28 protein-coding genes and 1 riboswitch are annotated in these 20,675 nt (G+C 65.9%); of the genes, 9 read left to right on the top strand and 19 right to left on the bottom strand.

What is annotated here, in order from left to right; translation table 11 throughout:
* Window positions 1-8 precede the first annotated feature (8 nt).
* Window positions 9-863, bottom strand: a complete 855-nt coding sequence (locus ACREBX_RS12255) for a hypothetical protein (RefSeq protein ID WP_431562024.1) — start codon at window positions 861-863, stop codon at window positions 9-11.
* 203 nt (window positions 864-1,066) lie between these two features.
* On the opposite strand from ACREBX_RS12255, the gene ACREBX_RS12260 reads away from it, so the two are divergent.
* Genes ACREBX_RS12260 through ACREBX_RS12270 form a run of 3 tightly spaced genes read left to right on the top strand, consistent with a single transcriptional unit; the run spans window position 1,067 to window position 2,840 of the window.
* Window positions 1,067-1,945: an arylamine N-acetyltransferase family protein gene (locus ACREBX_RS12260; RefSeq protein WP_431562025.1), complete on the top strand. Its 879-nt coding sequence runs from the start codon at window positions 1,067-1,069 to the stop codon at window positions 1,943-1,945.
* A 57-nt stretch (window positions 1,946-2,002) separates the two neighbouring features.
* Window positions 2,003-2,431 (top strand): DUF1801 domain-containing protein, encoded by a 429-nt coding sequence (locus tag ACREBX_RS12265; protein WP_431562026.1) that lies wholly within the window; start codon window positions 2,003-2,005, stop codon window positions 2,429-2,431.
* Between the two features lie 10 nt (window positions 2,432-2,441).
* Complete coding sequence (locus ACREBX_RS12270) at window positions 2,442-2,840, top strand: DUF1801 domain-containing protein (RefSeq protein WP_431562027.1); 399 nt, start codon at window positions 2,442-2,444, stop codon at window positions 2,838-2,840.
* 29 nt (window positions 2,841-2,869) lie between these two features.
* On the opposite strand, the gene ACREBX_RS12275 is transcribed toward ACREBX_RS12270, so the two are convergent.
* The 10 genes from ACREBX_RS12275 to ACREBX_RS12320 all read right to left on the bottom strand — a co-directional run bounded on the left by ACREBX_RS12275 (window position 2,870) and on the right by ACREBX_RS12320 (window position 8,879).
* Entirely contained in the window at window positions 2,870-3,646 is a 777-nt protein-coding gene (locus tag ACREBX_RS12275) for a ThuA domain-containing protein (protein ID WP_431562028.1), read from the bottom strand.
* Complete coding sequence (locus ACREBX_RS12280; protein WP_431562029.1) at window positions 3,643-4,083, bottom strand: nuclear transport factor 2 family protein; 441 nt, start codon at window positions 4,081-4,083, stop codon at window positions 3,643-3,645. Before ACREBX_RS12280 ends, ACREBX_RS12275 begins: the two co-directional genes overlap by 4 nt.
* Before the next feature lie 82 nt (window positions 4,084-4,165).
* Entirely contained in the window at window positions 4,166-4,612 is a 447-nt protein-coding gene (locus ACREBX_RS12285) for a glycine zipper 2TM domain-containing protein (protein ID WP_431562030.1), read from the bottom strand.
* A 248-nt stretch (window positions 4,613-4,860) separates the two neighbouring features.
* Window positions 4,861-5,295 (bottom strand): NIPSNAP family protein, encoded by a 435-nt coding sequence (locus tag ACREBX_RS12290; protein ID WP_431562031.1) that lies wholly within the window; start codon window positions 5,293-5,295, stop codon window positions 4,861-4,863.
* A 71-nt stretch (window positions 5,296-5,366) separates the two neighbouring features.
* Entirely contained in the window at window positions 5,367-5,801 is a 435-nt protein-coding gene (gene arr, locus ACREBX_RS12295) for an NAD(+)--rifampin ADP-ribosyltransferase (protein WP_431562032.1), read from the bottom strand.
* A gap of 5 nt (window positions 5,802-5,806) precedes the next feature.
* Window positions 5,807-6,361, bottom strand: a complete 555-nt coding sequence (locus tag ACREBX_RS12300; RefSeq protein ID WP_431562033.1) for a hypothetical protein — start codon at window positions 6,359-6,361, stop codon at window positions 5,807-5,809.
* Window positions 6,362-6,518: 157 nt separating this feature from the next.
* Window positions 6,519-7,070: a hypothetical protein gene (locus ACREBX_RS12305; RefSeq protein WP_431562034.1), complete on the bottom strand. Its 552-nt coding sequence runs from the start codon at window positions 7,068-7,070 to the stop codon at window positions 6,519-6,521.
* Between the two features lie 196 nt (window positions 7,071-7,266).
* A complete protein-coding gene (locus tag ACREBX_RS12310) occupies window positions 7,267-7,713 on the bottom strand; it encodes a YciI family protein (protein ID WP_431562035.1) in 447 nt (148 codons plus the stop codon).
* A complete protein-coding gene (locus ACREBX_RS12315; RefSeq protein WP_431562036.1) occupies window positions 7,710-8,072 on the bottom strand; it encodes a hypothetical protein in 363 nt (120 codons plus the stop codon). Before ACREBX_RS12315 ends, ACREBX_RS12310 begins: the two co-directional genes overlap by 4 nt.
* A 309-nt stretch (window positions 8,073-8,381) precedes the next feature.
* Entirely contained in the window at window positions 8,382-8,879 is a 498-nt protein-coding gene (locus ACREBX_RS12320) for a 2'-5' RNA ligase family protein (protein ID WP_431562037.1), read from the bottom strand.
* Between the two features lie 156 nt (window positions 8,880-9,035).
* Between ACREBX_RS12320 and ACREBX_RS12325 the strand changes: the two genes are divergently transcribed.
* Window positions 9,036-10,256 (top strand): TIR domain-containing protein, encoded by a 1,221-nt coding sequence (locus tag ACREBX_RS12325; protein WP_431562038.1) that lies wholly within the window; start codon window positions 9,036-9,038, stop codon window positions 10,254-10,256.
* A gap of 44 nt (window positions 10,257-10,300) precedes the next feature.
* Here ACREBX_RS12325 and ACREBX_RS12330 read toward each other — a convergent pair whose 3' ends face one another.
* The 4 genes from ACREBX_RS12330 to ACREBX_RS12345 all read right to left on the bottom strand — a co-directional run bounded on the left by ACREBX_RS12330 (window position 10,301) and on the right by ACREBX_RS12345 (window position 14,151).
* Window positions 10,301-10,987 carry a Fic family protein gene (locus tag ACREBX_RS12330; RefSeq protein ID WP_431562039.1) on the bottom strand — a complete coding sequence of 229 codons (687 nt, stop codon included), beginning with the start codon at window positions 10,985-10,987 and terminating at the stop codon, window positions 10,301-10,303.
* 3 nt (window positions 10,988-10,990) lie between these two features.
* Window positions 10,991-11,164 carry a hypothetical protein gene (locus ACREBX_RS12335; protein WP_171003857.1) on the bottom strand — a complete coding sequence of 58 codons (174 nt, stop codon included), beginning with the start codon at window positions 11,162-11,164 and terminating at the stop codon, window positions 10,991-10,993.
* A gap of 131 nt (window positions 11,165-11,295) precedes the next feature.
* Window positions 11,296-13,236 carry a phosphomethylpyrimidine synthase ThiC gene (gene thiC, locus ACREBX_RS12340; RefSeq protein ID WP_431562040.1) on the bottom strand — a complete coding sequence of 647 codons (1,941 nt, stop codon included), beginning with the start codon at window positions 13,234-13,236 and terminating at the stop codon, window positions 11,296-11,298.
* Between the two features lie 43 nt (window positions 13,237-13,279).
* Window positions 13,280-13,391, bottom strand: a riboswitch (TPP riboswitch).
* A 34-nt stretch (window positions 13,392-13,425) separates the two neighbouring features.
* Window positions 13,426-14,151, bottom strand: coding sequence for a helix-turn-helix domain-containing protein (locus tag ACREBX_RS12345; protein WP_431562041.1), 726 nt, complete (start codon window positions 14,149-14,151; stop codon window positions 13,426-13,428).
* Window positions 14,152-14,196: 45 nt separating this feature from the next.
* On the opposite strand from ACREBX_RS12345, the gene ACREBX_RS12350 reads away from it, so the two are divergent.
* From ACREBX_RS12350 to ACREBX_RS12360, 3 genes are read left to right on the top strand one after another with little or no spacing between them, the layout of a single operon-like run.
* The gene (locus tag ACREBX_RS12350) at window positions 14,197-14,640 is read left to right on the top strand and encodes a DUF6265 family protein (RefSeq protein ID WP_431562042.1); all 444 of its coding nucleotides are present in this window, start codon (window positions 14,197-14,199) and stop codon (window positions 14,638-14,640) included.
* Between the two features lie 35 nt (window positions 14,641-14,675).
* Window positions 14,676-15,410: a helix-turn-helix transcriptional regulator gene (locus ACREBX_RS12355; RefSeq protein ID WP_431562043.1), complete on the top strand. Its 735-nt coding sequence runs from the start codon at window positions 14,676-14,678 to the stop codon at window positions 15,408-15,410.
* A 46-nt stretch (window positions 15,411-15,456) separates the two neighbouring features.
* Window positions 15,457-15,861: a GFA family protein gene (locus ACREBX_RS12360; protein WP_431562044.1), complete on the top strand. Its 405-nt coding sequence runs from the start codon at window positions 15,457-15,459 to the stop codon at window positions 15,859-15,861.
* A 176-nt stretch (window positions 15,862-16,037) separates the two neighbouring features.
* Here the strand turns inward: ACREBX_RS12360 and ACREBX_RS12365 are convergent, their stop codons facing one another.
* The 3 genes from ACREBX_RS12365 to ACREBX_RS12375 all read right to left on the bottom strand — a co-directional run bounded on the left by ACREBX_RS12365 (window position 16,038) and on the right by ACREBX_RS12375 (window position 17,921).
* Window positions 16,038-16,496, bottom strand: a complete 459-nt coding sequence (locus ACREBX_RS12365) for a DMT family transporter (RefSeq protein WP_431562045.1) — start codon at window positions 16,494-16,496, stop codon at window positions 16,038-16,040.
* A gap of 91 nt (window positions 16,497-16,587) precedes the next feature.
* Entirely contained in the window at window positions 16,588-17,190 is a 603-nt protein-coding gene (locus ACREBX_RS12370) for a glutathione S-transferase family protein (RefSeq protein ID WP_431562046.1), read from the bottom strand.
* Window positions 17,191-17,273: 83 nt separating this feature from the next.
* On the bottom strand, window positions 17,274-17,921 hold the full coding sequence (locus tag ACREBX_RS12375; protein WP_431562047.1) for a pyridoxamine 5'-phosphate oxidase family protein: 648 nt from the start codon (window positions 17,919-17,921) through the stop codon (window positions 17,274-17,276).
* Between the two features lie 139 nt (window positions 17,922-18,060).
* Here ACREBX_RS12375 and ACREBX_RS12380 point away from each other — a divergent pair, with 139 nt between their 5' ends.
* Window positions 18,061-18,954 carry a LysR family transcriptional regulator gene (locus ACREBX_RS12380; protein ID WP_431562048.1) on the top strand — a complete coding sequence of 298 codons (894 nt, stop codon included), beginning with the start codon at window positions 18,061-18,063 and terminating at the stop codon, window positions 18,952-18,954.
* A 209-nt stretch (window positions 18,955-19,163) separates the two neighbouring features.
* On the opposite strand, the gene ACREBX_RS12385 is transcribed toward ACREBX_RS12380, so the two are convergent.
* Window positions 19,164-20,183, bottom strand: coding sequence for a MipA/OmpV family protein (locus ACREBX_RS12385; protein ID WP_431562049.1), 1,020 nt, complete (start codon window positions 20,181-20,183; stop codon window positions 19,164-19,166).
* A gap of 194 nt (window positions 20,184-20,377) precedes the next feature.
* Between ACREBX_RS12385 and ACREBX_RS12390 the strand changes: the two genes are divergently transcribed.
* Window positions 20,378-20,611 carry a hypothetical protein gene (locus ACREBX_RS12390; RefSeq protein WP_431562050.1) on the top strand — a complete coding sequence of 78 codons (234 nt, stop codon included), beginning with the start codon at window positions 20,378-20,380 and terminating at the stop codon, window positions 20,609-20,611.
* Window positions 20,612-20,675: the final 64 nt, after the last annotated feature.

The raw sequence follows: 20,675 nt of genomic DNA on the forward strand, positions 1-20,675 counted from the left end.
CCGTCCGGTTACTGCGCCGGACGGCAGTCCTTCAACCAGATGACATGCTTATATTCGTCGAAGTCTTCGACGGTGCCGGTCAGTTTGATGCTCTTGTTCGGCTTGAGCTGGAGCGAATAGGCGGCCTGACCCGGCGCCATGTAACAAACGATGTCGGTCTTGAACGGCGCCTGGTTCGGGAGGCGGATCGCCTGTTCATAGGGCTGGGGGATCTTGTAGCCGACGCGGAAATCCTTGCCGTCCTTGGTCACATAGTCGACGAGCCCGTCGATCGTGAATTGCTTGCCCTTGTAGCGGGTGAGGATGCCCGCGGAATTGCGCTCGGTGTCTTTCGACACCTGCTGCGAGAAGCTCAGCGAATTCATCTTCACCGGCGCGGCGGCGACGGTCGTCGCGGTCGCGCCCTTCTTGGCCGCCACGGCGCCCGCCTTGCCGCCCTTGACCTGATTCAGCATGCCGCACATTTCGGCCATCGCCGCATCGGCCTTGGTCGCCTGTCCGGCGCGCAGCTTGGCTTCCATGACCACCGTACCGATCCCGCCGGTCTGGGTCGCGGTGATCTGGATCGGAAAGGCGCGCACGGTTCCGGTCATCGGCTGTTCGATCAGCATCGATCCATATTCGGCCTCGTCGGCCATGATGTCATAGCCCTTGGCAGCGACGAGCCCGCGCATCTGGCCGATCGCGACCGCGGGTGGCAGGTCGGCGACGGTCACCGCCGCGGTGAAGCGCAGCCCGGTAATCGGGTTGCCCTTTTTGACGAAGGCTTCCTCGCAGGTCGCGGCGTTGGCGGCGCCCATGGTGAGGAGGATAGCGGCCGGCGCGAACGCGGCGGCGAGACGCGAATAAGTCGTGGTGCGCATGAGGGGCTCCCTGAGATGTTTATGTTATGCGACTTATGTTGTGTGATGCGTCTGCCGCAGCTCGCGGCCGCCCGCAATGACTAAGTTACCAAGATGGTGGTGTTTTGCGGGACAGCGAACCCCTTGTCGATCCGCGCTTGACCTCAACCGGGCTTGAGCTTTCATAAGGGCGGGACAGATGATTCGCGAACGGAGCCTTGTCCATGTTGCACTATCCCGCTGCCACGCCTTCCGACCCCGACGATTCCGATAGTGATGCGCCCGCCGCGGCGTTCCTGCCGCGCTACCTCGCGCGGATCGGCTACCGCGGACCGGTGGCGCCGACGATGGAGGTGCTTGCGGCGTTGCAAGCGGCGCATATCGCCGCGATCCCGTTCGAGGCGATCGACGCGTTGACCGGCGCTGGGGTCGATATTGGCGCCGACGCCGTCGACGCAAAGCTGATCGGCCAGCGGCGCGGCGGATATTGTTTCGAACAAAATGGCCTGTTCCTGCGCGTGTTGCAGACGATCGGGTTCGCGGCCGAGGGGCTGATCGGCCGCGTGCGCTGGATGCTGCCCGACGATGCGCCGCCGACCCCGCGCACGCATATGGTGGTGCGAGTGCGGCTCGATGGCCGGCCGTGGCTGACCGACGTCGGTTTCGGCGCGACGGTGCCGCCCGCACCGCTCGCGATGGACAGCGAGGAGCCCCAGCCGACGCGGCATGAGACGTATCGCATCGTGCGGCACGGCGATGTGTGGCAGGTTGCGGCGCTGATCGAGCGCGAATGGCGGACGTTGTACCGGATCGACGACACGCCCCCGCCCGCGATCGATTACGAGATCGGCAATTGGTACACGTCGACGCATCCGGACTCGCATTTCCGGCACCAGCTGAGCGTGGCGCGCACGACCGCCGAGGCGCGCTATGGCTTGCGCGACAACCGGCTGACGACGCGGCTGACCGACGGGCGCATCGACCGGCGCTATCTGACCGCCGACGAGATCGAACGGACGCTGTCGGAGATTTTCCTGTTGCCGGTGCAGCGTCACTGGCGCGCGGCGATCGAGCGCGCCGCGACGGCGGAGATCGCAGGCTAGCTTGACTCGCCGCGGCTATCGCGTTCTTTTGGCAGCGAAAGAAGGGAGCGCGAGTCCATGGCCGAAAAAGTACCCGTGCTGTTGTCCGGCGGCAATCCACAGATCGCGAAAGGCTATGGCGACGCGCCGGTGCAAGCCTATATCGCCGCGATGCCGGGGTGGAAGTCGGGCGCCTGGGCGCGGATCGACAAGCTGATCGAGAAGACCGTTCCGGGGGTTGCGAAGGCGGTCAAATGGAACTCGCCGCTCTATGGTCCGCCGGGGCAGGGCGCCGAGCCGACGCACTGGTTCCTGAGCATCCATTGCTTCGACAAATATATCAAGGTCGCCTTTTTTCGCGGCCAGTCGCTCGATCCGGTGCCGCCGGTCGCGTCGAAGAGCGGCGACACGCGTTATTTCCATATCCATGAAGACGAGCCGGTCGACGAGGCGGCGTTCGCGGACTGGGCGAAACAGGCCGCGGCGCTGCCGGGCGAGAAGATGTGAGGAGAACAGGATGGCGGCGGACTTGATCGATGCGAAGATCGCGGGGCTCGGCGACTGGCGCGGCGCCACGCTGGCAAAACTGCGCACGCTGATCCATGCCGCCGATCCCGACGTCGAGGAGACGGTGAAGTGGCAGAAGCCGTCGAACCCGTCGGGCGTTCCGGTGTGGGAACATGCCGGCATCCTGTGCACGGGCGAGACGTATAAGGATAAGGTCAAGCTGACCTTTGCCAAAGGCGCGGCGCTTGCCGATCCGAGGGGGCTGTTCAATTCGAGCCTCGACGGCAACACGCGGCGTGCGATCGACCTGTTCAAGGGTGACGGCGTCGACGAGGCGGCGTTCAAGGCGCTGGTGCGCGCCGCGGTCGAGGCGAACCTCGAAAAGCCGGCGCGGGCCAAGAAAGCCTAGCCGCAGCCCGTCCCTTCCTGGCGCGCGGCTCAGCCGATCGCGCCGCCCAGCATTTTCAGATGCGCGGGATCGGCCCAAGCTTCGGCCTTGTGGCCGAGCGCCGAATAGAAGATGCGCGCGCGGCCTTCGCAGCGCCACCAGATGAGGGCGTGGTCGCCCATCCGGAGCTTGGGCGTGAGACGCATTTTCGTCTCGTCGAGGCGGGCGAGGATGCGCGCGTCGGGCCCGGGGGCCGCGTCCCAGCTGTAATATTCGTCGGTCCAGCGCCAGCGTTCGGGGAGCGCCCGCGTCGCTGGGTGGCCGCGGTCTGTAAGGATAAGGTCGGTCGTCTGGAACTGGTCGCCGCCGCCCGGATGGCCAGTGAAATTGCCGTTGCCGCGCATCTTTACGAACCAGCCCGGATGGCTGCCGTCGCCCGCACTGTGGAGGCCGACGAAGCCGCCGCCCTTGGCAATCCACGCCTGAAACGCCGCGCGCTGATCCGGGATGTAGATGTCGCCGCTGGCATTGGCGAAGACGATGACGTCGAATTGGGCGAGCTGTTCGGGGTTGAACACCGCGGCATTCTGGGTCGCGAAGCTGCTCCAGCCGCGCGTTTTGACGAGTGCTTCGATCGCGGGCACCGCCTCTGCGATGCTGTCGTGGCGATAGCCGTTGGTCTTGCTGATGATGAGCACCGCGGGGCGGGTGAGCGTGGGCAGGTCGGGCGGGACGCTGTCGAAGGTCGGGGCGGCGCGGCGCGGGTCGGGGGCGGCGGGTCCAGTTTGCGCGGTCAGCAGCAGCGCGGCGGCGAACGCGAGCTTCATTGCGCCGCCGCCCGCGGCTTCATGTGCCAGAGCGCATTGACGATGATCCAGTGCTCGCCGAACTTGCCCATGTGGAAATAGTCGACGAACCACGGCGTTTCGACGCGCACCGCCGCGGCGTTGCCCGCGACGTCGAGGATCCTGCACGTGCGGTTCCACTCGGCGCGCGGGGTCTTGAGCGCGCCGCGTTTGGTGAGATCGACGAGTTCCTCGCGGCTCATCCGTTGCAGCCCCAGCCGCTCGTCGGGGGTGTCGCCCAGCACGCGGCGCTTGGCGAGGTCGGGGTGGAGCGCGCGTTTGACGCGCTCGGCATCGCCCTCGAGCTGCCCGTCGACATAATCGAAGCAGGTCGCCTCGATCGCGGCGAGGTCGGCGGGGGATGCCGCGGGTAAGGGCGTTGCGGTCGCGGCGGCGAGGGTGAGCAGGGTTGTCAGCATGGCGGCTCCCAAGGTTGGTTTGTCGTGGCCAACCTAGCGCGCCTGCTGCGCCTGTCACCCTCCTTCGCGTCAGCCGGCGCGGCTAGCGGCAGCGCACATTATCGCGGTCGATCGCGGTGCCGACCGCCGCGCCGCCGATCGCGCCGAGCACGGTGCCGAGCGTTTCGGAACGGCCCGACGCAATGACGTTGCCGAGCACGCCGCCGGCGATGCCGCCGACGATCAGACCGGTCGAACCGTCGTTGCGGCGGCAATAATATTTGTCGTCGCGGCCGCGATAGACGCGGTCGTTGTTCGACAAGCGGCGCTCGCGGTAGCGGCGGTCGTTGCGGTAGTAGTTGTCGGCATAATAGCCGTCATGCCGCGGGTCGGGCCGGTCGTAATCATAGCGGCCATACTGGTCGTAATAGGCGCGGTCGTAATAGCCGTAACCGCCGTCGTCATAATTCGAGGCGTAACCGTCACCGGTGGTGGCGCAGCCCGCCAGCGCGGTCGCGGCGGCGAGGGGCAGGATCATCAACTTGTTCATCGACATCACTCCATCAAGGTTGCGTGCCGGGCCAAGCGGGCGGGGCAAGCGTTGCCCCTCTGATGCATAGACCCCCCAAAGCCGGTCCGGGTTCCCTGCCGCGCTAGGACCAATCGACATTCAGCCCATGGCGGTCTGCAAATGGCAATTCCCCGTGCTTCCGGTGCTCACGTACCAGATGTACGCTGCGCTCCGGGTCACGGAAAACCACCATTTTCGACTCACCCTGAGCTGAATGTCGATTGGTCCTAGTCGGCCGCGCCCGCGCGGTCGGGCGACCAGGCGACGGGTTCGAGCGCGCGCTCCGAAACCGCATCGACGAAGCGGCCGTGGCGCGCGCCCGTCTCCTTCTTGATCGCGATCCATTCGGGGTCGGCGAGGAAGGCGTCCCACGCGGCCTTCATCGTCGCGGCGTCGGGCCAGTCGAGCAGATAGACGAATTCGACCTTGCCCTGATGCTCGCTGCGCCAGATCGAGCGGACCGCGAAGCCGTGGCGCGCCATGATGCGCAGCGCATGACCCTGGAAGCGGTCGTGAAACACGCCTTCGTTGGCGCGCGGGATTTCGTAGATGCGGAGTTGCTGCAGCGGGGCGCGTGCGGGTGCGGCGGTGGCGGCCGATGTTGCCGTCGGTGCGAAAGCGAAGAGCGCCGCGATGGCGAGGATGCGAACGGGGGATGGCATGATCGGCTTCCTTGATGGGGCATTGGCCTTGTCGGGGTGGGTTGGCCTTGTCGGGGTGGGGGAGGATCGGGTCAGTCGATGATCGGCGCGCCTTCGGCCTGCAGCCGCGCGAGATTGTCCTTCATCGCGGCGAGCACCTCGGGCGCGTGCGGGGTCCAGCTTTCGACCTCGCCGACGATGCGCAGCGGCGCGCGGCTGCGATAGCTGCGCGTCGGGTTGCCGGGGAATTTCTTGTCGGTGAGGTTGGGGTCATCGAACCAGTCGCCGGTCGGCTCGACGATATAAATGCGCTCGCGGCCTTCTCCGGCTGCCAGCTCGCAGCCCCAGATCGCGGACTCCAGCGCGGCGGAGAAATAGATCCACGACATCGGTGCGGCCTGATAATTGCTGCCCCAGCCGGCGGCGAGCAGGTCGCCGGGTTTCAGGTCGGCGCGGGTGCCGTGGTAAAAGGTCGCGCCCATATCAGGACCGGTGGGGCCGGAGTCAGTGGGGGCTGTGCCCGACATCGGCGTCAATATTCGTTCCGTGTGGTGCGCAGCATCGCCTTGCCATCCTTCCAGTCGACCTCGGCGGCGGGCTCGTCGGCCTTGCCGGGGGCGAAGAGTTCGAAGACGATCGTGCCGTCATCCTGCGTGCTTTCGATGACACGCGCCGGGGTGAAAGCGTCGGCCGCGGCGCCGGCGGCGGTCCGCACCGGGGCGGGCGCGTCGGCCCAGGCGATATCGCGCTGCATCTCGACGACGCGGTATTTGCCCGCTTCCTCGATCAGGTCGAGCTCGACCGGGCTGCCGTCGGGGCGCGTCCCCTCGACGTCATAGAAGAGCTTGCCGCCCCGTTCCTTGCGCTCGGCCGCGGCGATTTTCATGCCGGGCATCTTGGCGAGCACGGCGTCGCGCACGCCCTGCGGCAGGTCGGCTTCGGCGATTTCGCGGATGTCGGCCGCGGGCCCGTCGGCGAGCACCGATTTTTCGGGCGCCGTGGCTTCGGGTTTCGCCGGGGCCTCCGCCTTGCCGCAACCCGCGATCGCCAACACCACGCCCGCGATCAGCCAAGTCTGTGCACGCATCGCCACTCTCCCATATCGGTAAATGCTGTCAGCCTATCGGGGCCGGGCGAGCGAGTCGAGCCGCGTGCGGTTCGCGCCGGCGCGTTTGCGGCGGGATGCCCGGTCGGGGCCGGAGGGTGCGAAACTTGTCAAACTTGTCACCTGTTCGCCCTTCGGATCAGGCGCTTGGCGGCGCGCCAGCGGCGTCGCCGGGCGCCGCGTCCGGCACGCTTTCGTCCGGCGCCGGCCCGGTCAGGCGTGGGGGTTCGGCGGGCGCGCCGGCTTTCGCCTGTTCGTCCAGATCGTCGAGCGCCTGCGCAAGCTGTGCGCCGGGGGCGTCATATAGCGGTGCGGCGGCCGGATGCTGCGCGCCGAGGCGGGCCGCGCCAAAGCGATGCGGGTCGTGCGCGCGCATCAGGAACATCGCGAGCCGTTCGGGATATTCGCGCCGCTCGCCGACCTGTTCGCCCTTCCAGAAGATCGGCACCGCGACGCCGTGCACCGCGCGCGACAGCGCGGCATCGACCAGCCGCCGCATCCCGAACTCGATCGCGGCATCCCATGCGAGGCGGAAGGCGTGCGCATCGGGGCGCTTGCGAAGGTTGTACGCGGCGGTCGCCGACAGCCCGACGCTTGCCGCCGCCTCGGTCACGCAGGCCGACGCCGCCAGCGCCTCGATGAACTTGCGCTGGCGATCGGGCGTCCAGCCGCTGCCGCGCGGGCGCTGCATTTGCGCGGGGGTGAAGGCGGGGAGCGCGGCGGCCAGGCTTTCGGGAGCAGGGCTCTGCGAAACCTGGGAGCGCGGCCGGGCGGGGCGGGCTTGGGGTTTGTCGTGTCTCATCCGGCAGGATGAACCATGGCGTGGGAATGTAGGAAAGGGGGTTCGGGAGCGGGCCTGTGCGAAATAGGATCGGGGCGTGTCCGCTTCATTCCCTGGGCGCGGCGAGGGCGTTCGCGTTGACCATCGGCGGGGCATAGCGGCGGACGGTGCCGGTGAAGATGCCCGCGACGATCGCCGGGTCGGCGGCGAGGATCGCGTCGGCCGCGGCCTGATCGGCGGCGCGCAGCAGGACGAGCCCGCCGTCGGCCCCGACCGGTCCCGCACTCGCGACGCGTCCCTGGCGAAACAGCGCCATCCAGTAATCGAAATGCGGCCGCAGCCCCTGTTCGGCAAAGGGCTTGCCGGGCTTCCACGCGGGGCCGGGGGCGAGGATGAGCGCGAAGAGCGGCTGCGCGGCGGGCGCGGTCGCCGATTGCGGCGCGGTGTCGGGATGGGTGGCAGCGGTCTGCGCGGCACCGGTCTGCGCGGCGGCCGGCAGCGCCGGCGCGGCCAGCGACAGGAGCAGGGCGAAGCGGATCGGCGCGCGGGTCATTCGACGTCGTCGGAGGGATCGAGCCGCACCACCCAGACCGGGTGTCCGCCCGGCGACAGCGCGATGTCGTGCGAGGGCACCATGTCGGCCCCGGTCTCGATCCAGCCGCGCCCGTCGCACTTGGGGCAGGGCACGCGGATCGAGCGGTGGCTGACAAGGTCGATCTGGCTGTTCCACTGGCCATGCCCCGCGCAGACCGGGCAGCGGAAATCAAGTTCACCGGTGCGATGGCGGACCGAAATGCCGTCGAGCGCGTGCGGGTCGGTCGGGCCGGTGCAGTGGACGATGTTCGAGGCGTGCGACATGGGAGGAAAGGTAAGCCCCGGGGCGGATATCGGCAAGCGGGCGGTTGCGGGCATCCATATCCTCCCTGTGGCGAAGCCATGGGGAGGTGGCAGCGCGAAGCGCTGACGGAGGGCAATCGAGCCGGCGTCGCGGCCCCTCCACCACTTGCTTCGCAAGCGGTCCCCCTCCCCATCGCTGCGCGACAGGGAGGATTTTCCTGTTCCGTCACCCCGGGCTTGACCCGGGGCCTGCCTTGTCCTCGGGCATGGCTAGGAAGGCGGGTCCCGGGTCAGGCCCGGAATGACGATGATAAAGAAGGTCCGCTCTGCGCCCCCAATCCGCCCCCAATCCGCCCCCAATCCGCCCCAAAGTCGTCGCATCCATCAGCTCGCGCCTCCGCGGAGCGGCCAGCGGCCATGTTCGACATGGGTGGTCTTTCCCACGATGCTTTCCATCAGGATGATTTCGTCGACCGTCCAGCCGATCGGCGGCATTTTCTTGCCCAGAGTCTGCGTGCCCAACCGGTCGCCGCGATAGTTGATCGTGATATGCGGTTCGGGGGTGGTGCCATCCATGATCGGCGCCTTGGCTTTCAGCAGATGGCTCACCAGCGCCTTCTGGAACGCCCGCGCCTCGGCCAGCGGCTCGCGCGTGCGCAGCGTCACCGCCTTGCGGTTCTCGATCCGGTCGAAGGCGAGCGCGAAAGGCGGCGCGGCGAAGCCGTCCAGCGCGGCGATGGTCGCGGGCAGCCACTCGGGCGGCGCATAGTGCAGGTCGTAGAGCGAGATCAACGTGACATGGAGGAGGTCGACCCCGCGCGAAGGATCGTTGCGCGGCAGCGCGGCGATCTGCGCCTGCACCTCCGGCGGCGGCTTCGCCATGACGTAGAGGGGGTTCCGGGCGCGCATGGTGTGCGGGTGTAGCATGGTGTGGGGATGGGGCCGACTGATGGCTGGTCGCCTCGGGCAAGGGGCATCTTTTGGCCAAACGCCGGCCGCGCGCGTCGAGGCAAAAAGCTCGGGGCCGCGGCGGGACATTTGCAGAACAAATTTGCCTTGACTCCTCATTTGCCATATGCCTTGGTTATCGAAGAGATTCTAGTCCAACTTATCGGAGGCGCGGCCATGTCAAAAATCTCACCTAATTCTGCCAATGCGATGGCAATAAAGGGACCTGTTCGTCCGTTTCCTGCACATTCTTTGGAAAAGGCTCTCGTCATAGTCCAAGCCATCGGCGACAAAGGTGCGGGCAAGCCAATGGATCGGCTCTTGGTGGCTGATGCCGTGGGCAGAACCCCTAGTAGTAGTGAATTCAAAGCCTTACTGAGCTCTTCACTTCGCTACGGGCTGACTTCGGGAACCGAAAAGGCGGATACGATTGCTCCTACGGAATTGGGGCTGCAAATTGTAAAACCGGAAAGCGCGGAGCAGCGGTCTTCGGGTATTAACCGTGCAGTTCTCGTTCCCGATTTGATGAAGAAAATTTTCGAGCATTATAATCGAAATAAATATCCAGATACAGCCTTCCTAAAAAACACTCTTGAGAAGTCTTTTGGTGTTCACCCTGCGCATTCGGCAGAACTCGCAGAACGACTTTCCGAAAATGGCAAATTTGCTGGCATAATCCAGACTATTTCTGGATCTCCCTATGTTCGATTGGATGGCGCTACCGCTGCTGTCAGCGGGATTACAGATATTGAAACGCCGGCAGATGACAGTCGTTTGAACGACGAGAGTGAAAGCCTTTTAGGTACGGGGCCTGAAGGGATTGCATCGCCGCCGCCGCCCATGTCGCCGGCCGCACCCGAACTGCCCAAGCAGCTCTTCATCGCTCACGGGAAAAATCACAAGCCACTTGAAGATTTGAAGAAGGTTTTGGGGAAATTCGGCATCGCGTTCAAAGTCGCTGTCGACGAACCGCATGCGGGGCGTCCGATTTCTGCAAAAGTCGCTGCACTAATGAAAGAATGCAGCGCGGGAATTTTTATTTTCACCAAGGATGAACTGTTTCACCTAAAGGCAGATGACGGATCATTTGCGGAGGTTTGGCGACCGAGCGAAAATGTAGTTTATGAACTAGGTGCAGCCAGCATTCTTTGGCAAAAGAATATCATATTGCGGGAAGAAGGAGTTACCTTCCCTTCCGATTTTAGTGATCTCGGTTACATCACTTTTCAAAATGGCGAAATCAGTAACCGTGGTATGGAGCTGCTTTCGGAGTTTGTTGCACTTGGATTGGTAAAAATTCAGGCTGTCTAAGTTGGAATTACGTTGACAGGTGCAACAACCCCCAAAACCCTCAATCAATGCAGCTTTTTGTCCCGCGGCATTCCGGCCTCTGGATTGTTAGCATCATCGTAAGCTGACAGAAGCTGCGTCGCGAGGCAGGCGTCGAGTAGCTTTTCAAGAGCCGCCAAATCCAGCTGATCTGTCAGCCAATGTTCGTCGGCCTTTTCCAGCGCCTCGTAGTATGGCGCCTTATCCGCCGCAATCTGCTCGGGGAGCGTCTGGTGGCCGGGCAGGCGATAGCCGACTTTGGCGCAGAGAACGAAATAGGCCAGCGCGCGGGACGTCCGGCCATTGCCGTCGGTGAACGGGTGAATCCAGTTGAGCCGCCACATGACATAGGCGCAGAGATGGAGCGCCTTCGCCTCGGCGAAATTGTCCATCACGAAATCGCACATCTCCTCGATCAGCAAGGGGACAAGATGGGCGGGCGGCGGCGTGTGTTTGCTTTGCCCGATCGATACGTTGGCCGGGCGGAAATTGCCCGCATGGCTGGACAGCCCATCGAGCGCGATGCGATGCAAGTCGAGGATCATCGACGTCCGCAGCCGGAACGGGCGGGTGTCGCGCACGACTTCGTCAATCAGGTCGAGCACCCGGTCGAACTGTGCGACGGCGTTCTCCGATTCGCGTTTCGCTTCCTCGATCGGGTCGTCGATGAGCGACGGTTGTTCAGCGATGCTGTGGCGGTCCCCGTCGCTCATCGATCAGTGCGATTTGCCGATTTTCTCGGCGGCTTCATCGACCATTTCGCGGGTTACGCGATCATTTTCGATATGGGCGTTGCCATAGGCAAAGCTCCGCCGCTGCGCCTCTTTTTCAGCGTCCGACATCGGGCGCCCGCGCGAGGCATCGATCAGCTTTTGCAAGTCTTCGCTCATGATGGCCTCCTTCTTATTTCAACATCTGCCGATCGGCCCGGCAGGTCAACCGGGTAGCGGTAAATGATGGCAGCATTGGGCCGATTTAACCCCGCCGGGGAAATTTATTGTGACCAGCCTGCTGGCGCTGCTCAATCATGCTCGCGGTCGCCTTGGCCCATATACAACTCGCTGCTCGTCTCCTTAAACAGCTCGCTCATCTGCTTCATGCCTTCTTCGGCGGTTTGGGCGTCGACAGGCCCTCCCCCGGCCCCTCCCGCTTGCGGGAGGGGGGAAGTGGCTTCGGCGGCGAGGAAGTTTTCGGCGGGTTGGTTCTGCTTGGCCGCGAATTCGCGGACTTCCTGGCTGATCTTCATCGAGCAGAATTTCGGGCCGCACATGCTGCAGAAATGCGCGGTCTTGGCGCCCTCCGCCGGGAGCGTCTGGTCGTGGTACTGCTCCGCCGTGTCGGGGTCGAGCGACAGGTTGAACTGGTCGCGCCAGCGGAATTCGAAGCGCGCTTTCGATAGCGCGTCGTCGCGGACTTGGGCGGCGGGGTGGCCCTTGGCGAGGTCGGCGGCGTGGGCGGCGAGTTTGTAGGTGACGACGCCGACCTTCACATCGTCGCGGTCGGGCAGGCCGAGATGTTCCTTCGGCGTGACGTAGCAAAGCATCGCGGTGCCGTACCAGCCGATCTGCGCCGCGCCGATGCCGCTGGTGATATGGTCATAGCCGGGCGCGATGTCGGTGGTGAGCGGCCCCAATGTGTAAAAGGGTGCCTCGCCGCAGGCTTCGAGCTGCTTCTCCATATTCTCCTTGATCTTGTGCATCGGGACATGGCCCGGCCCCTCGATCATCACCTGGACATCCTGCGCCCAGGCGCGCTTGGTGAGCTCGCCCAGCGTGTAGAGCTCGGCGAACTGCGCCTCGTCGTTCGCGTCATAGATGCTGCCGGGGCGCAGACCATCGCCGAGGCTGTAGGCGACGTCATACGCCTTCATGATCTCGGTAATCTCGTCGAAGCGTTCGTAGAGGAAGCTTTCCTTGTGATGCGCGAGGCACCATTTCGCCATGATGCTGCCGCCGCGCGACACGATGCCGGTCATGCGCTTTGCCGCGAGGGGCACGTAGGGCAGGCGGACGCCGGCGTGGATGGTGAAATAGTCGACGCCCTGCTCGGCCTGCTCGATCAGCGTGTCGGCGAAGATTTCCCAGGTCAGATCCTCGGCGACGCCGCCGACCTTTTCGAGCGCCTGATAGATGGGGACGGTGCCGATCGGGACGGGCGAGTTGCGGATGATCCATTCGCGGGTGTCGTGGATGTTGCGGCCGGTGCTGAGGTCCATGACGGTGTCGGCGCCCCAGCGGATCGACCAGACCATCTTGTCGACTTCGGAGGCGACGTCGGACGCGACCGCGCTGTTGCCGATATTGGCGTTGATCTTGACGAGGAAGTTGCGGCCGATCGCCATCGGCTCGCTTTCGGGGTGGTTGATGTTGTTGGGGATGATCGCGCGGCCGCGGGCGACCTCGTCGCGGACAAACTCAGGAGTGACATAATCGGGGATGCTGGCGCCGAAGCTTTCGCCGTCGCGTTTGTATTCGGACAGGCGGGCGCGGCCGAGGTTTTCGCGTTCGGCGACGTATTCCATCTCGGGGGTGATGATGCCCTGGCGGGCGTAATACATCTGGCTGACGTTGGCGCCGGGTTTGGCGCGGAGGACCGTGCGGCGGACGTTGGGGAAGGGGGCGACGCCGCCCGAACGGTCGGGGCCGAGCTGGCCGTTATCCTCGGGCTTGACCTCGCGCTGGGTGACGGTGGTGACGTCGCCGCGGCCGGTGATCCACTCGCGGCGGATTTCGGGGAGGCCGGCGTTGATGTCGATGGTGGCGTTGACGTCGGTGTAGGGGCCGCTGGTGTCGTAGACGCGCACCGGGGGCTCGCCCGAATGCGGGTCGAGGTCGATCTCGCGCATCGCGACACGGATGCCGCTGCCGGTTTGCGTTGCGACATGGATCTTGCGGCTGCCGCGGATCGGGCCGGTGGTGACACCGATGGGGGTGGATTCGAATTTCGCGTCGATGTCGGCCATGTGCAGTCGCTCCGTTGTTGTTCGGAGCGAAGACGGATTTCCTGTGTGGAATACCGACCCTCCCTCCGCCGGTATTAGCCGGATCAGGTTCAACGGGTCGCGGTCACTTCCGCTCTCAACCGGCCATCACAGACGCGGCTCCCCGGGGATGGGGAGGGTTATAGGCGGTGGGACGCCCGAGGGGAAGGGCTATCCGTCGAGGAACGGGCCGCGGGCGCGGCGGCGGGCGGCGGTGGCGGGGACGCCGGCGAGGGTGCGGAATTCGCGCGCCATATGCGCCTGATCGGCATAGCCCTGCGCCGCGGCGTGGCCAGCGAGGCTGTCTTCGCCGGGGAGGGTTTCAAAGGCGCTCTGGAAACGGCGCAGGCGGAGCCAGACGCGCGGAGGCAGGCCGACGTGGCGCGCGAACCAGCGCTGGAGCGCGCGCGGCGGCATGGCGGTGGCCGCGCTCATGGCGGCGACCGAGGGGGTGGCGACGAGCGCGGCGCCGATGGCATTGAGATCGGGGTCGGCGGCGAGCCGGGCCTCGATGGCGTCGAAGGCGGGGGCATCCCATGCGGCCCAGCGGCCTTGCAGCGCGGCGAGGGGGATGGCGCCGATCGCGGTCCACGCCCACGGCCAGAGACGTAGCGCCTCGAACGCCGCGTCGCCGCTGATCGCGAAAGGTTGCGGGCGGGCGACGAGGCCGACGACGAAGCTGGCGGGCTGGTCGCCGTCCCAGCGCGAGGCGCCGTGCGTGCGGCGGATGATCTCGACGCAGCCGTCGGGGGTCGCTTGCTGTTCGGTCCACGCGTCGGCGGCGCCGTCGCCGACGAGCGTCCAGCGGGTCTTGATCAGCCCGGCGAGATGCGGCGGCGGAGGGGTCTCGCGATACTCCATGCAACGGGTTAGACGATGATTGTCGTGTCGGTTCAAGACGGCGGTTCCAGTCGGCGCGAAGAGGGGCGGGAGGAGGCGCATATGAAAGCAATTTTCCTGAGCGTGGCAGCGGCGCTGCTCGTGGCGGCGAGCCCGGCGACAACGGTCGACGACCTGGCATGGCTGGCGGGGCAGTGGAGCCGCGAGGAGGGCGAGCGCTGGACCGAGGAAAGCTGGACGAGCCCGCGCGGCGGCGTGATGCTCGGCCACAGCCGGTCGGGGCGCGGCGATGCCTTGCGCGAATTCGAGTTTCTGCGGATCGTCGCGGGGGAGGATGGCACGCCCACCTATATCGCGCAGCCCGGCGGCGGAGCGGCGGTCGCGTTCCGGCTGGTGCAACGCGATGCGGCGAGCGCGACCTTTGAAAACGCGGCGCACGATTATCCGCAGCGCATCCACTACATCCGCGACGGCGAGACGATGACCGCGACGATTTCGATGGTCGACGGGTCGAAGCCGATGCGCTGGACCTTTCGCCGCCGCTGACGCGCCGCTAACAGGTCGAGCGAAGAGGAGCGGCAGTGGACAAGACGGGACGGTTGTTTGCGATCATCGACAGCCTGCGTCGGCGCCGCCGGCCGGTGACCGCCGAGATGCTCGCCGAGGAGCAGGGCGTGTCGGTGCGCACGCTCTATCGCGACGTGCAGGCGCTGGTCGCCTTGGGCGCGCCGATCGAGGGCGAGGCGGGGGTCGGCTATGTGCTGCGCGCGGGGTTCTTCCTGCCGCCGCTGATGTTCACCGCCGACGAACTGGAGGCATTGGTGCTCGGCGCGCGCTGGGTCGAGGGGCGGCAGGACGGGTCGCTGTCGCGCGCGGCGGCGCTGGCGCTCGCCAAGATCGCGGCGGCGAGTCCCGACGAGCTCCGGCGTCGGATCGACGAGGCGGGGTTGTGGCCGGTGAGCAGCGCGTGGCGCGAGATCAATGCGCCGTTGCTCGCGACGGTGCGCGCGGCGATGCGCGCCGAAAAGACGCTGCACATCGGCTATGCCGACGCGAGCGGCGCCGCGACCGAGCGTGCGATCTGGCCCGCGGCGCTCGCCTATTATGAAGAGAAGCATATCATCGCCGCCTGGTGCCTGCTGCGCCAGGATTTCCGCAGCTTTCGCATCGACCGGGTGACGTCGGCGCGGGTCGGCGACGAGGGGTTCGGGCGCCGCCGTGCGGTGTTGATGGCCGATTTCTGGCGCCACCGGGATTTCTCCGAACCGCCTCCTGACACGATCTGTCAGCAGGATGGGCTAACCCGGGCCGGGTGAAGGGCGGCCGGCGATCGGCGTCCGCGAAGGCCAAGGATTTTCAGCGATGACCAAAACCTATCACGGCTCGTGCCACTGCGGCGCGGTCAAGTTCGAAGCCGACATCGACCTCGCGGCGGGGACGGGCAAGTGCAATTGCTCGATCTGCACCAAGAAGCGGGGCTGGAGCGCGCAGATCAAGCCCGACGCCTTTCGCCTGCTGACCGATCCCGCGGCGCTGTCCGACTATCAGTTCGGGTCGAACAGCGCGCATCATGTCTTTTGCAAGACGTGCGGCGTGGCGTCGTTCGGTCATGGTTATGTCGAGGAAATCGGCGGCGCCTATTATTCGGTGTCGATCGCCTGCCTGGACGACCTGACGCACGCCGACATGGCGGCGCTGCCGGTGCAATATATGGACGGCGCGGGCAACAATTGGTGGAAACCGCCCGAGGTTACGTCACATATGTGAGGGGCCGATGCCGGTCTGCGAAATGGCAGCTTTTGGGGTGGGAAGCGGACGTTGCTTTCCGTCATCCCGGGCTTGACCCGGGACCCGCCTTTTTCTTCAAGACAGGCAGGCCCCGGCTCAAGCCCGGGGTGACGTCGGTCGGGTTGGCAACGTCCACTACCGGTCGCAAGCAGTCGTCAGCCGGTGCGGCGCGCGAGCCAGACGCCCGCGACCATCAGCGCGATCCCCGCGAGGCGCTTCGCGTCGATCGCGGAGCGTATCGCGCCGAACAGGCCGAAATGATCGATCGTCGCGGCACTGATCAGCTGGCCGACGAGCACGAAGAAGATCGCGTTGCCGACTCCGAAGCGCGGCGCGATGAAGGTCACCGCGATGGCGTAAAAGGCCATGAAGGCGCCGCCGAAATAGAAATGCGCCGGAATGCCGGACGACAGCCGCACCTGCCCGAGCGAACCGGTGGCGAGCGCGCCCGTGACCGCGATGAGCAGGCCGAGGGTGAAAAGGATCACCGACGCCGCCATCGGACTCTCGAGCCGCGCACCGAGCCCGCCATTGAGCGCGGCGAGGATCGGGATGCCGACCCCGGTCAGGAACATGATCGTGGCAAAGGCGGGGGCGGCATTGTTCGCGGTCATCGCTGGGTCTCCTTGACGGCCTGCGCAGCGCGATAGGCGAGGATCGGCAATCCGCCTAACCCCCAATTGGCGGTTTCGACCGCGTCGATCGTCACGACGGCGGTTGCCAGCCCGGCATGGCGGGAAAGCCGGGCAGCGCGGCGATCCGGCGGGTCCAGGCATGGACGGCCGGCCAGCTGGCGAGGTCGATCCCGGCATCCGCCATCAACGCCAGATAGGGACTCGCCGCAAGGTCGGCGATGGTGAGTCGGCCGCCGACGAGCCAGTCGCGGCGTTCGAGGTGCGCGTCGATGATGGGCAGGAAACGCGCAGTGACCGCGGCGGCATGATCCTGGGGGATCGATATGCCGAATCTCCGCGCGAGGCGGAGCGCGGCGGGGCCGTTCGCAATCTCGTTGGCGGCGTGCGAGAGCCAGAGGGCAATCTTGCCGCGCTCCTCGGGCGTCTGGCCGTCCCACGCGCCCGCCCGGTGGCGCGCGGCGAGCCAGGCGAGGATCGCCTGACTGTCGCGCAGGGTGAAATCGCCGTCGATGAGCAGCGGAATCTGCGCCATCGGGGTCAGCGCGCGATAAGCGTCCGACTGGCGTGCCGCGGCGTCGGTCAATCGTTCGACCCACGGCAGGCCGAGGAAGGCAAGCGCGATGCGGACCTTGTGCGTATTGCCCGACAGCGGCGAGCCATAGAGGGTGATCATTTCGGTGTTCCCTTTCCCTTGTCCGACTTGCGTCGGACCCGCGCCAGCCCGCTCCCCCACCCGACCTCCCAAATAGTTTATCGTCATGGGAGGTCGGGTGGGGGAGCGGGCTGGTGCGGCATTGAACGAAGCGCAGCGATTTCGGCGCGCAGCTGGTTGATCTCGGCCGCCATCGGGCGGACCGCGGCGGAAATCTCGGCCTCGGTGAAGCGCGGGGTGATGTGCTGCGAGCAATTCCACTCCCAGCCGATCGCGTCGATGAAGAAGGCGCGCTCGGGGGTCGCACGATAGCCCTCGGGCATCAGCGCGGTGACCGCGGCGGGATCGTCGGCGAGTTCGATGCTCACCGCATGGCCGACGAGCTTCAGCCGCTCCTTGTTCGGATAATCCATCAGGAACAGCGAGACGCGGTCGTTGCCCTTGAGGTTCGCGGTGCTGATATATTGCTTGTTGCCGCGAAAGTCGGCGAAGCCGATGCGATTGCCCGCGATATGCTTGAGGAACCCCGCGGGGCCGCCGCGATGCTGCATATAGGGCCAGCCCTCCGCATTGACGCTCGCCATGTAGAAGCTGTCGCGCTCCTCGATGAAGGCGATTTCCCGTGCCGTCAGCGTGTCGGGGGTGCCGTCGGCGCCCGCATCCATTTTGACATAGGAGGCGCGTGAGCCGTGGCGCTCCTGCTCGGCCTTCACTGCATCGTCGAACAATGTGTGGCGGTAATTTTGCGCCATCGTGCCGGACCTCTTTGCAAAAGGAAGCGAACGAAAGCCGGGAGGGGGCTGACCTTCGTTCGCCGGACCGGATGTAGGTTATTGCGAGTTCGGTGATAATGAGAGAAGATTGCACAAGTTAATTCCGTAAAGTGGAATAATGATGGACCGGTTGCTGACGCTGGAAATGTTCGTCGCGGTCGCGAGCGAAGGCGGGTTTGCCGCCGCGGCGCGCAAGCTCGGCAGCTCGCCGCCCGCGGTGACGCGCGGGATCGCGGCGCTCGAGGCGCGGCTGGGGACGAGCCTGTTTCATCGTTCGACGCGCGCGGTCGCGCTGACCGATGCGGGCGCCGCGTTTCTGGATCAGGCGCGGCGCATCCTCGCCGAGCTGGCAGGTGCCGAGCGCGAGCTGCGCGGGGCCGAGGCCGAACCGCGCGGGCAATTGCATCTGACCGCGCCGGTGATGTTCGGGCGGCTGCATGTGTTGCCCGTCGTGGGCGACCTGATGGCGCAGCACCGCGAGCTTGTCGCGCGGATGATGCTGATCGACCGCAATGTGCGGATCGTCGAGGAGGGGATCGACGTCGCGGTGCGCATCGGGCCGCTCGCCGATTCTGGGCTGAAGGCGGTGCGCATCGGCCGGGTGCGCCAGATGCTCGTCGCGAGCCCCGCCTATCTGGCACGGCGCGGCGCGCCGGGGGTGGTGGCGGAGCTGGCGGGGCACGATTTGATCGCCGCGATGGGGCCGCGCGCGGCGGGCGAGTGGCAGTTCGTGTCGGGGCGCTGGCGGGTCGAACCGCGCCCGCGGCTGGTGCTCAATACCGTCGACGGCCTGTTGGCGGCGGCCGAGGCGGGGTTGGGGATCGCCAATCTCTTGAGTTACCAAGTCATCGAGGCGGTCGATGCGGGGCGGCTGATTGCGCTGCTCGCCGACGAACAGCCGCCCGCGTTGCCGGTACACCTGCTGTTCGAACCGTCGCGCGCGGGATTGCCCGCGGTGCGGCTGTTCATCGCGGCGATGAAGGCGCGGATGCGAATGGCGGGGTTGGCTTGAGGGTTGGGGGGTGACGTTTTTGGGGTGGGGAGCGGACACCAATTGATCCTCCCTGTCGCGCAGCGATGGGGAGGTGGCAGCGGCATAGCCGCCGACGGAGGGGCAATGGCGCGCCGCGCGGCCCCTCCACCACCGCCTGCGGCGGCGGTCCCCCTCCCCATGGCCTTCGGCCACAGGGAGGATAGAAACTCACAACCGGTCGATACCGGTCAGAACTGGTAGGCGAGTCCCCCGCCGAAGATCCACTGGTCGGCGCTGCCGGCGTCCTTCACGATCGGCGAATCGGCGAAGCGCTGGCCGAGGCGGCCATATTGCGCGCCGCCGATCATCACGAAGCCCTTGCGAAGGTCGCCCGACAGCGCATAGGCGCCCGCCAGCCCGACCGTATATTTGCCGATCGTCGGCTTCCGTCCGGCGCCGGTATAGACAGGCAGGCCGCTCGCCGCGCTGCCGAGGGGATCGATGTCGAAATAATAGCGACCGAAACCCTTGCCATAGATGTTCATCGATGCCGAGATCCCGATAAAAGCGCGTTTCGACAGCGGGGTGCCGTAATCGATCGTCGGCGATGCGGTCCAGCTGCCGTGGCTGCCTGAAATATCCTTGAGCGCGACGAGGCGAAAGCCGAGCTGATCATAGGCGCTGGTGATCACGCCGGTTTTGGTTACCCCGGTGAAGATGCCCATTTCGACCGCCATCTTGCGGTCGGGCAGCAGGTCGACTTGCGGATCCTTGACGCTGCCGGTGCGGTCGGCGCGCAGGCTGACGATCGGGCCGAACTTCCAGTCGATCTTCTGCCCGCGGCGATGGCGGATCAGGTCGACCTGGAAATTGGTGCCGCGGGTGGAGAAGGAAAAGCCCTCGTACCGGCCGCGGACGTAAAAGGCTGGCAGAAAGCGGCGGTCGTCCGAGCCATTATAGTCGGCCGAGTTCAGCACGCCCGCCGCGACGGCGATATAGTCGCGCGACCATTTGCGGTCGGAATCGTCGTCGTCGTCGGACCGCGCGCCGGGGAGCAGGATATTCTCGTCGATATCGGTGTTCTGGAGATAGCGCGCCGGTTCCTCCTCGATCCCGGTCGCGAGACCGGTGTCGGGGGCCGTTATCTCGTAGGGCAGCGGTGCCTCGTCGGCGGCCGCCGGTGCGGCAAGCGCGAAGGCGGCAAGAAGCGAGACGATGCGCGCAGACGGGGTGATGCGGAAAAACAGTCTCAAATCGTCGATGGTCATCCGCTCAAATATCCTACGGTCTTGCCCCTCTTTACGGGGGTGTAAGTAAACAATCTGCCATTGCAATGACTTCGTCTTGCCGAAGGATGCATTCGGCTGCATGTGCGTTTCATGAACCAACGCCTCTTCGTCGCTTTCATATTCCCCCGCAGTGCGATTGGTTCCCCGGCGGGTGCCCAGCGGGAGCGCGCATCATGAGTCGCGGGCCGCGTTTTATCGGCTATGCCTTCATGGCGGCCGCGGCGATGCTCGCGGCGACCATGAAGAAGGAAGGCGTCGAAAGCGTCGGGCCGCTGCCCGCGGTTGCGGTCGCGCTTTTCCTCGGCATGGTCGGCGTGATGCTGGTGTTCACCGACCTGATGGTCCGCGGGCTTTATGCGCAGGTCGATGCCGCGAAGCAGAGCGAGGAGGGAGAGGGCGAAGATTGATACGCTGCCCTCGCAGGGCGGAGGATCGGCTGCCGCCCCGGTCCCTTTTCGTTCGACACCCCAT

The sequence above is a fragment of the Sphingopyxis sp. genome, from assembly GCF_050725655.1.
In the GTDB taxonomy this organism is placed as follows: domain Bacteria; phylum Pseudomonadota; class Alphaproteobacteria; order Sphingomonadales; family Sphingomonadaceae; genus Sphingopyxis.

What these genes read in the sequence shown, in the direction of transcription:
- ACREBX_RS12255 (WP_431562024.1), bottom strand. Translation starts at nt 863, where the DNA reads ATGCGCACCACGACTTATTCGCGTCTCGCCGCCGCGTTCGCGCCGGCC.
- ACREBX_RS12260 (WP_431562025.1), top strand. Translation starts at nt 1,067, where the DNA reads ATGTTGCACTATCCCGCTGCCACGCCTTCCGACCCCGACGATTCCGAT.
- ACREBX_RS12265 (WP_431562026.1), top strand. Translation starts at nt 2,003, where the DNA reads ATGGCCGAAAAAGTACCCGTGCTGTTGTCCGGCGGCAATCCACAGATC.
- ACREBX_RS12270 (WP_431562027.1), top strand. Translation starts at nt 2,442, where the DNA reads ATGGCGGCGGACTTGATCGATGCGAAGATCGCGGGGCTCGGCGACTGG.
- ACREBX_RS12275 (WP_431562028.1), bottom strand. Translation starts at nt 3,646, where the DNA reads ATGAAGCTCGCGTTCGCCGCCGCGCTGCTGCTGACCGCGCAAACTGGA.
- ACREBX_RS12280 (WP_431562029.1), bottom strand. Translation starts at nt 4,083, where the DNA reads ATGCTGACAACCCTGCTCACCCTCGCCGCCGCGACCGCAACGCCCTTA.
- ACREBX_RS12285 (WP_431562030.1), bottom strand. Translation starts at nt 4,612, where the DNA reads ATGAACAAGTTGATGATCCTGCCCCTCGCCGCCGCGACCGCGCTGGCG.
- ACREBX_RS12290 (WP_431562031.1), bottom strand. Translation starts at nt 5,295, where the DNA reads ATGCCATCCCCCGTTCGCATCCTCGCCATCGCGGCGCTCTTCGCTTTC.
- arr (WP_431562032.1), bottom strand. Translation starts at nt 5,801, where the DNA reads ATGTCGGGCACAGCCCCCACTGACTCCGGCCCCACCGGTCCTGATATG.
- ACREBX_RS12300 (WP_431562033.1), bottom strand. Translation starts at nt 6,361, where the DNA reads ATGCGTGCACAGACTTGGCTGATCGCGGGCGTGGTGTTGGCGATCGCG.
- ACREBX_RS12305 (WP_431562034.1), bottom strand. Translation starts at nt 7,070, where the DNA reads ATGCAGCGCCCGCGCGGCAGCGGCTGGACGCCCGATCGCCAGCGCAAG.
- ACREBX_RS12310 (WP_431562035.1), bottom strand. Translation starts at nt 7,713, where the DNA reads ATGACCCGCGCGCCGATCCGCTTCGCCCTGCTCCTGTCGCTGGCCGCG.
- ACREBX_RS12315 (WP_431562036.1), bottom strand. Translation starts at nt 8,072, where the DNA reads ATGCCCGCAACCGCCCGCTTGCCGATATCCGCCCCGGGGCTTACCTTT.
- ACREBX_RS12320 (WP_431562037.1), bottom strand. Translation starts at nt 8,879, where the DNA reads ATGGCGAAGCCGCCGCCGGAGGTGCAGGCGCAGATCGCCGCGCTGCCG.
- ACREBX_RS12330 (WP_431562039.1), bottom strand. Translation starts at nt 10,987, where the DNA reads ATGAGCGACGGGGACCGCCACAGCATCGCTGAACAACCGTCGCTCATC.
- ACREBX_RS12335 (WP_171003857.1), bottom strand. Translation starts at nt 11,164, where the DNA reads ATGAGCGAAGACTTGCAAAAGCTGATCGATGCCTCGCGCGGGCGCCCG.
- thiC (WP_431562040.1), bottom strand. Translation starts at nt 13,236, where the DNA reads ATGGCCGACATCGACGCGAAATTCGAATCCACCCCCATCGGTGTCACC.
- ACREBX_RS12350 (WP_431562042.1), top strand. Translation starts at nt 14,197, where the DNA reads ATGAAAGCAATTTTCCTGAGCGTGGCAGCGGCGCTGCTCGTGGCGGCG.
- ACREBX_RS12360 (WP_431562044.1), top strand. Translation starts at nt 15,457, where the DNA reads ATGACCAAAACCTATCACGGCTCGTGCCACTGCGGCGCGGTCAAGTTC.
- ACREBX_RS12365 (WP_431562045.1), bottom strand. Translation starts at nt 16,496, where the DNA reads ATGACCGCGAACAATGCCGCCCCCGCCTTTGCCACGATCATGTTCCTG.
- ACREBX_RS12370 (WP_431562046.1), bottom strand. Translation starts at nt 17,190, where the DNA reads ATGATCACCCTCTATGGCTCGCCGCTGTCGGGCAATACGCACAAGGTC.
- ACREBX_RS12375 (WP_431562047.1), bottom strand. Translation starts at nt 17,921, where the DNA reads ATGGCGCAAAATTACCGCCACACATTGTTCGACGATGCAGTGAAGGCC.
- ACREBX_RS12380 (WP_431562048.1), top strand. Translation starts at nt 18,061, where the DNA reads ATGATGGACCGGTTGCTGACGCTGGAAATGTTCGTCGCGGTCGCGAGC.
- ACREBX_RS12385 (WP_431562049.1), bottom strand. Translation starts at nt 20,183, where the DNA reads ATGACCATCGACGATTTGAGACTGTTTTTCCGCATCACCCCGTCTGCG.
- ACREBX_RS12390 (WP_431562050.1), top strand. Translation starts at nt 20,378, where the DNA reads ATGAGTCGCGGGCCGCGTTTTATCGGCTATGCCTTCATGGCGGCCGCG.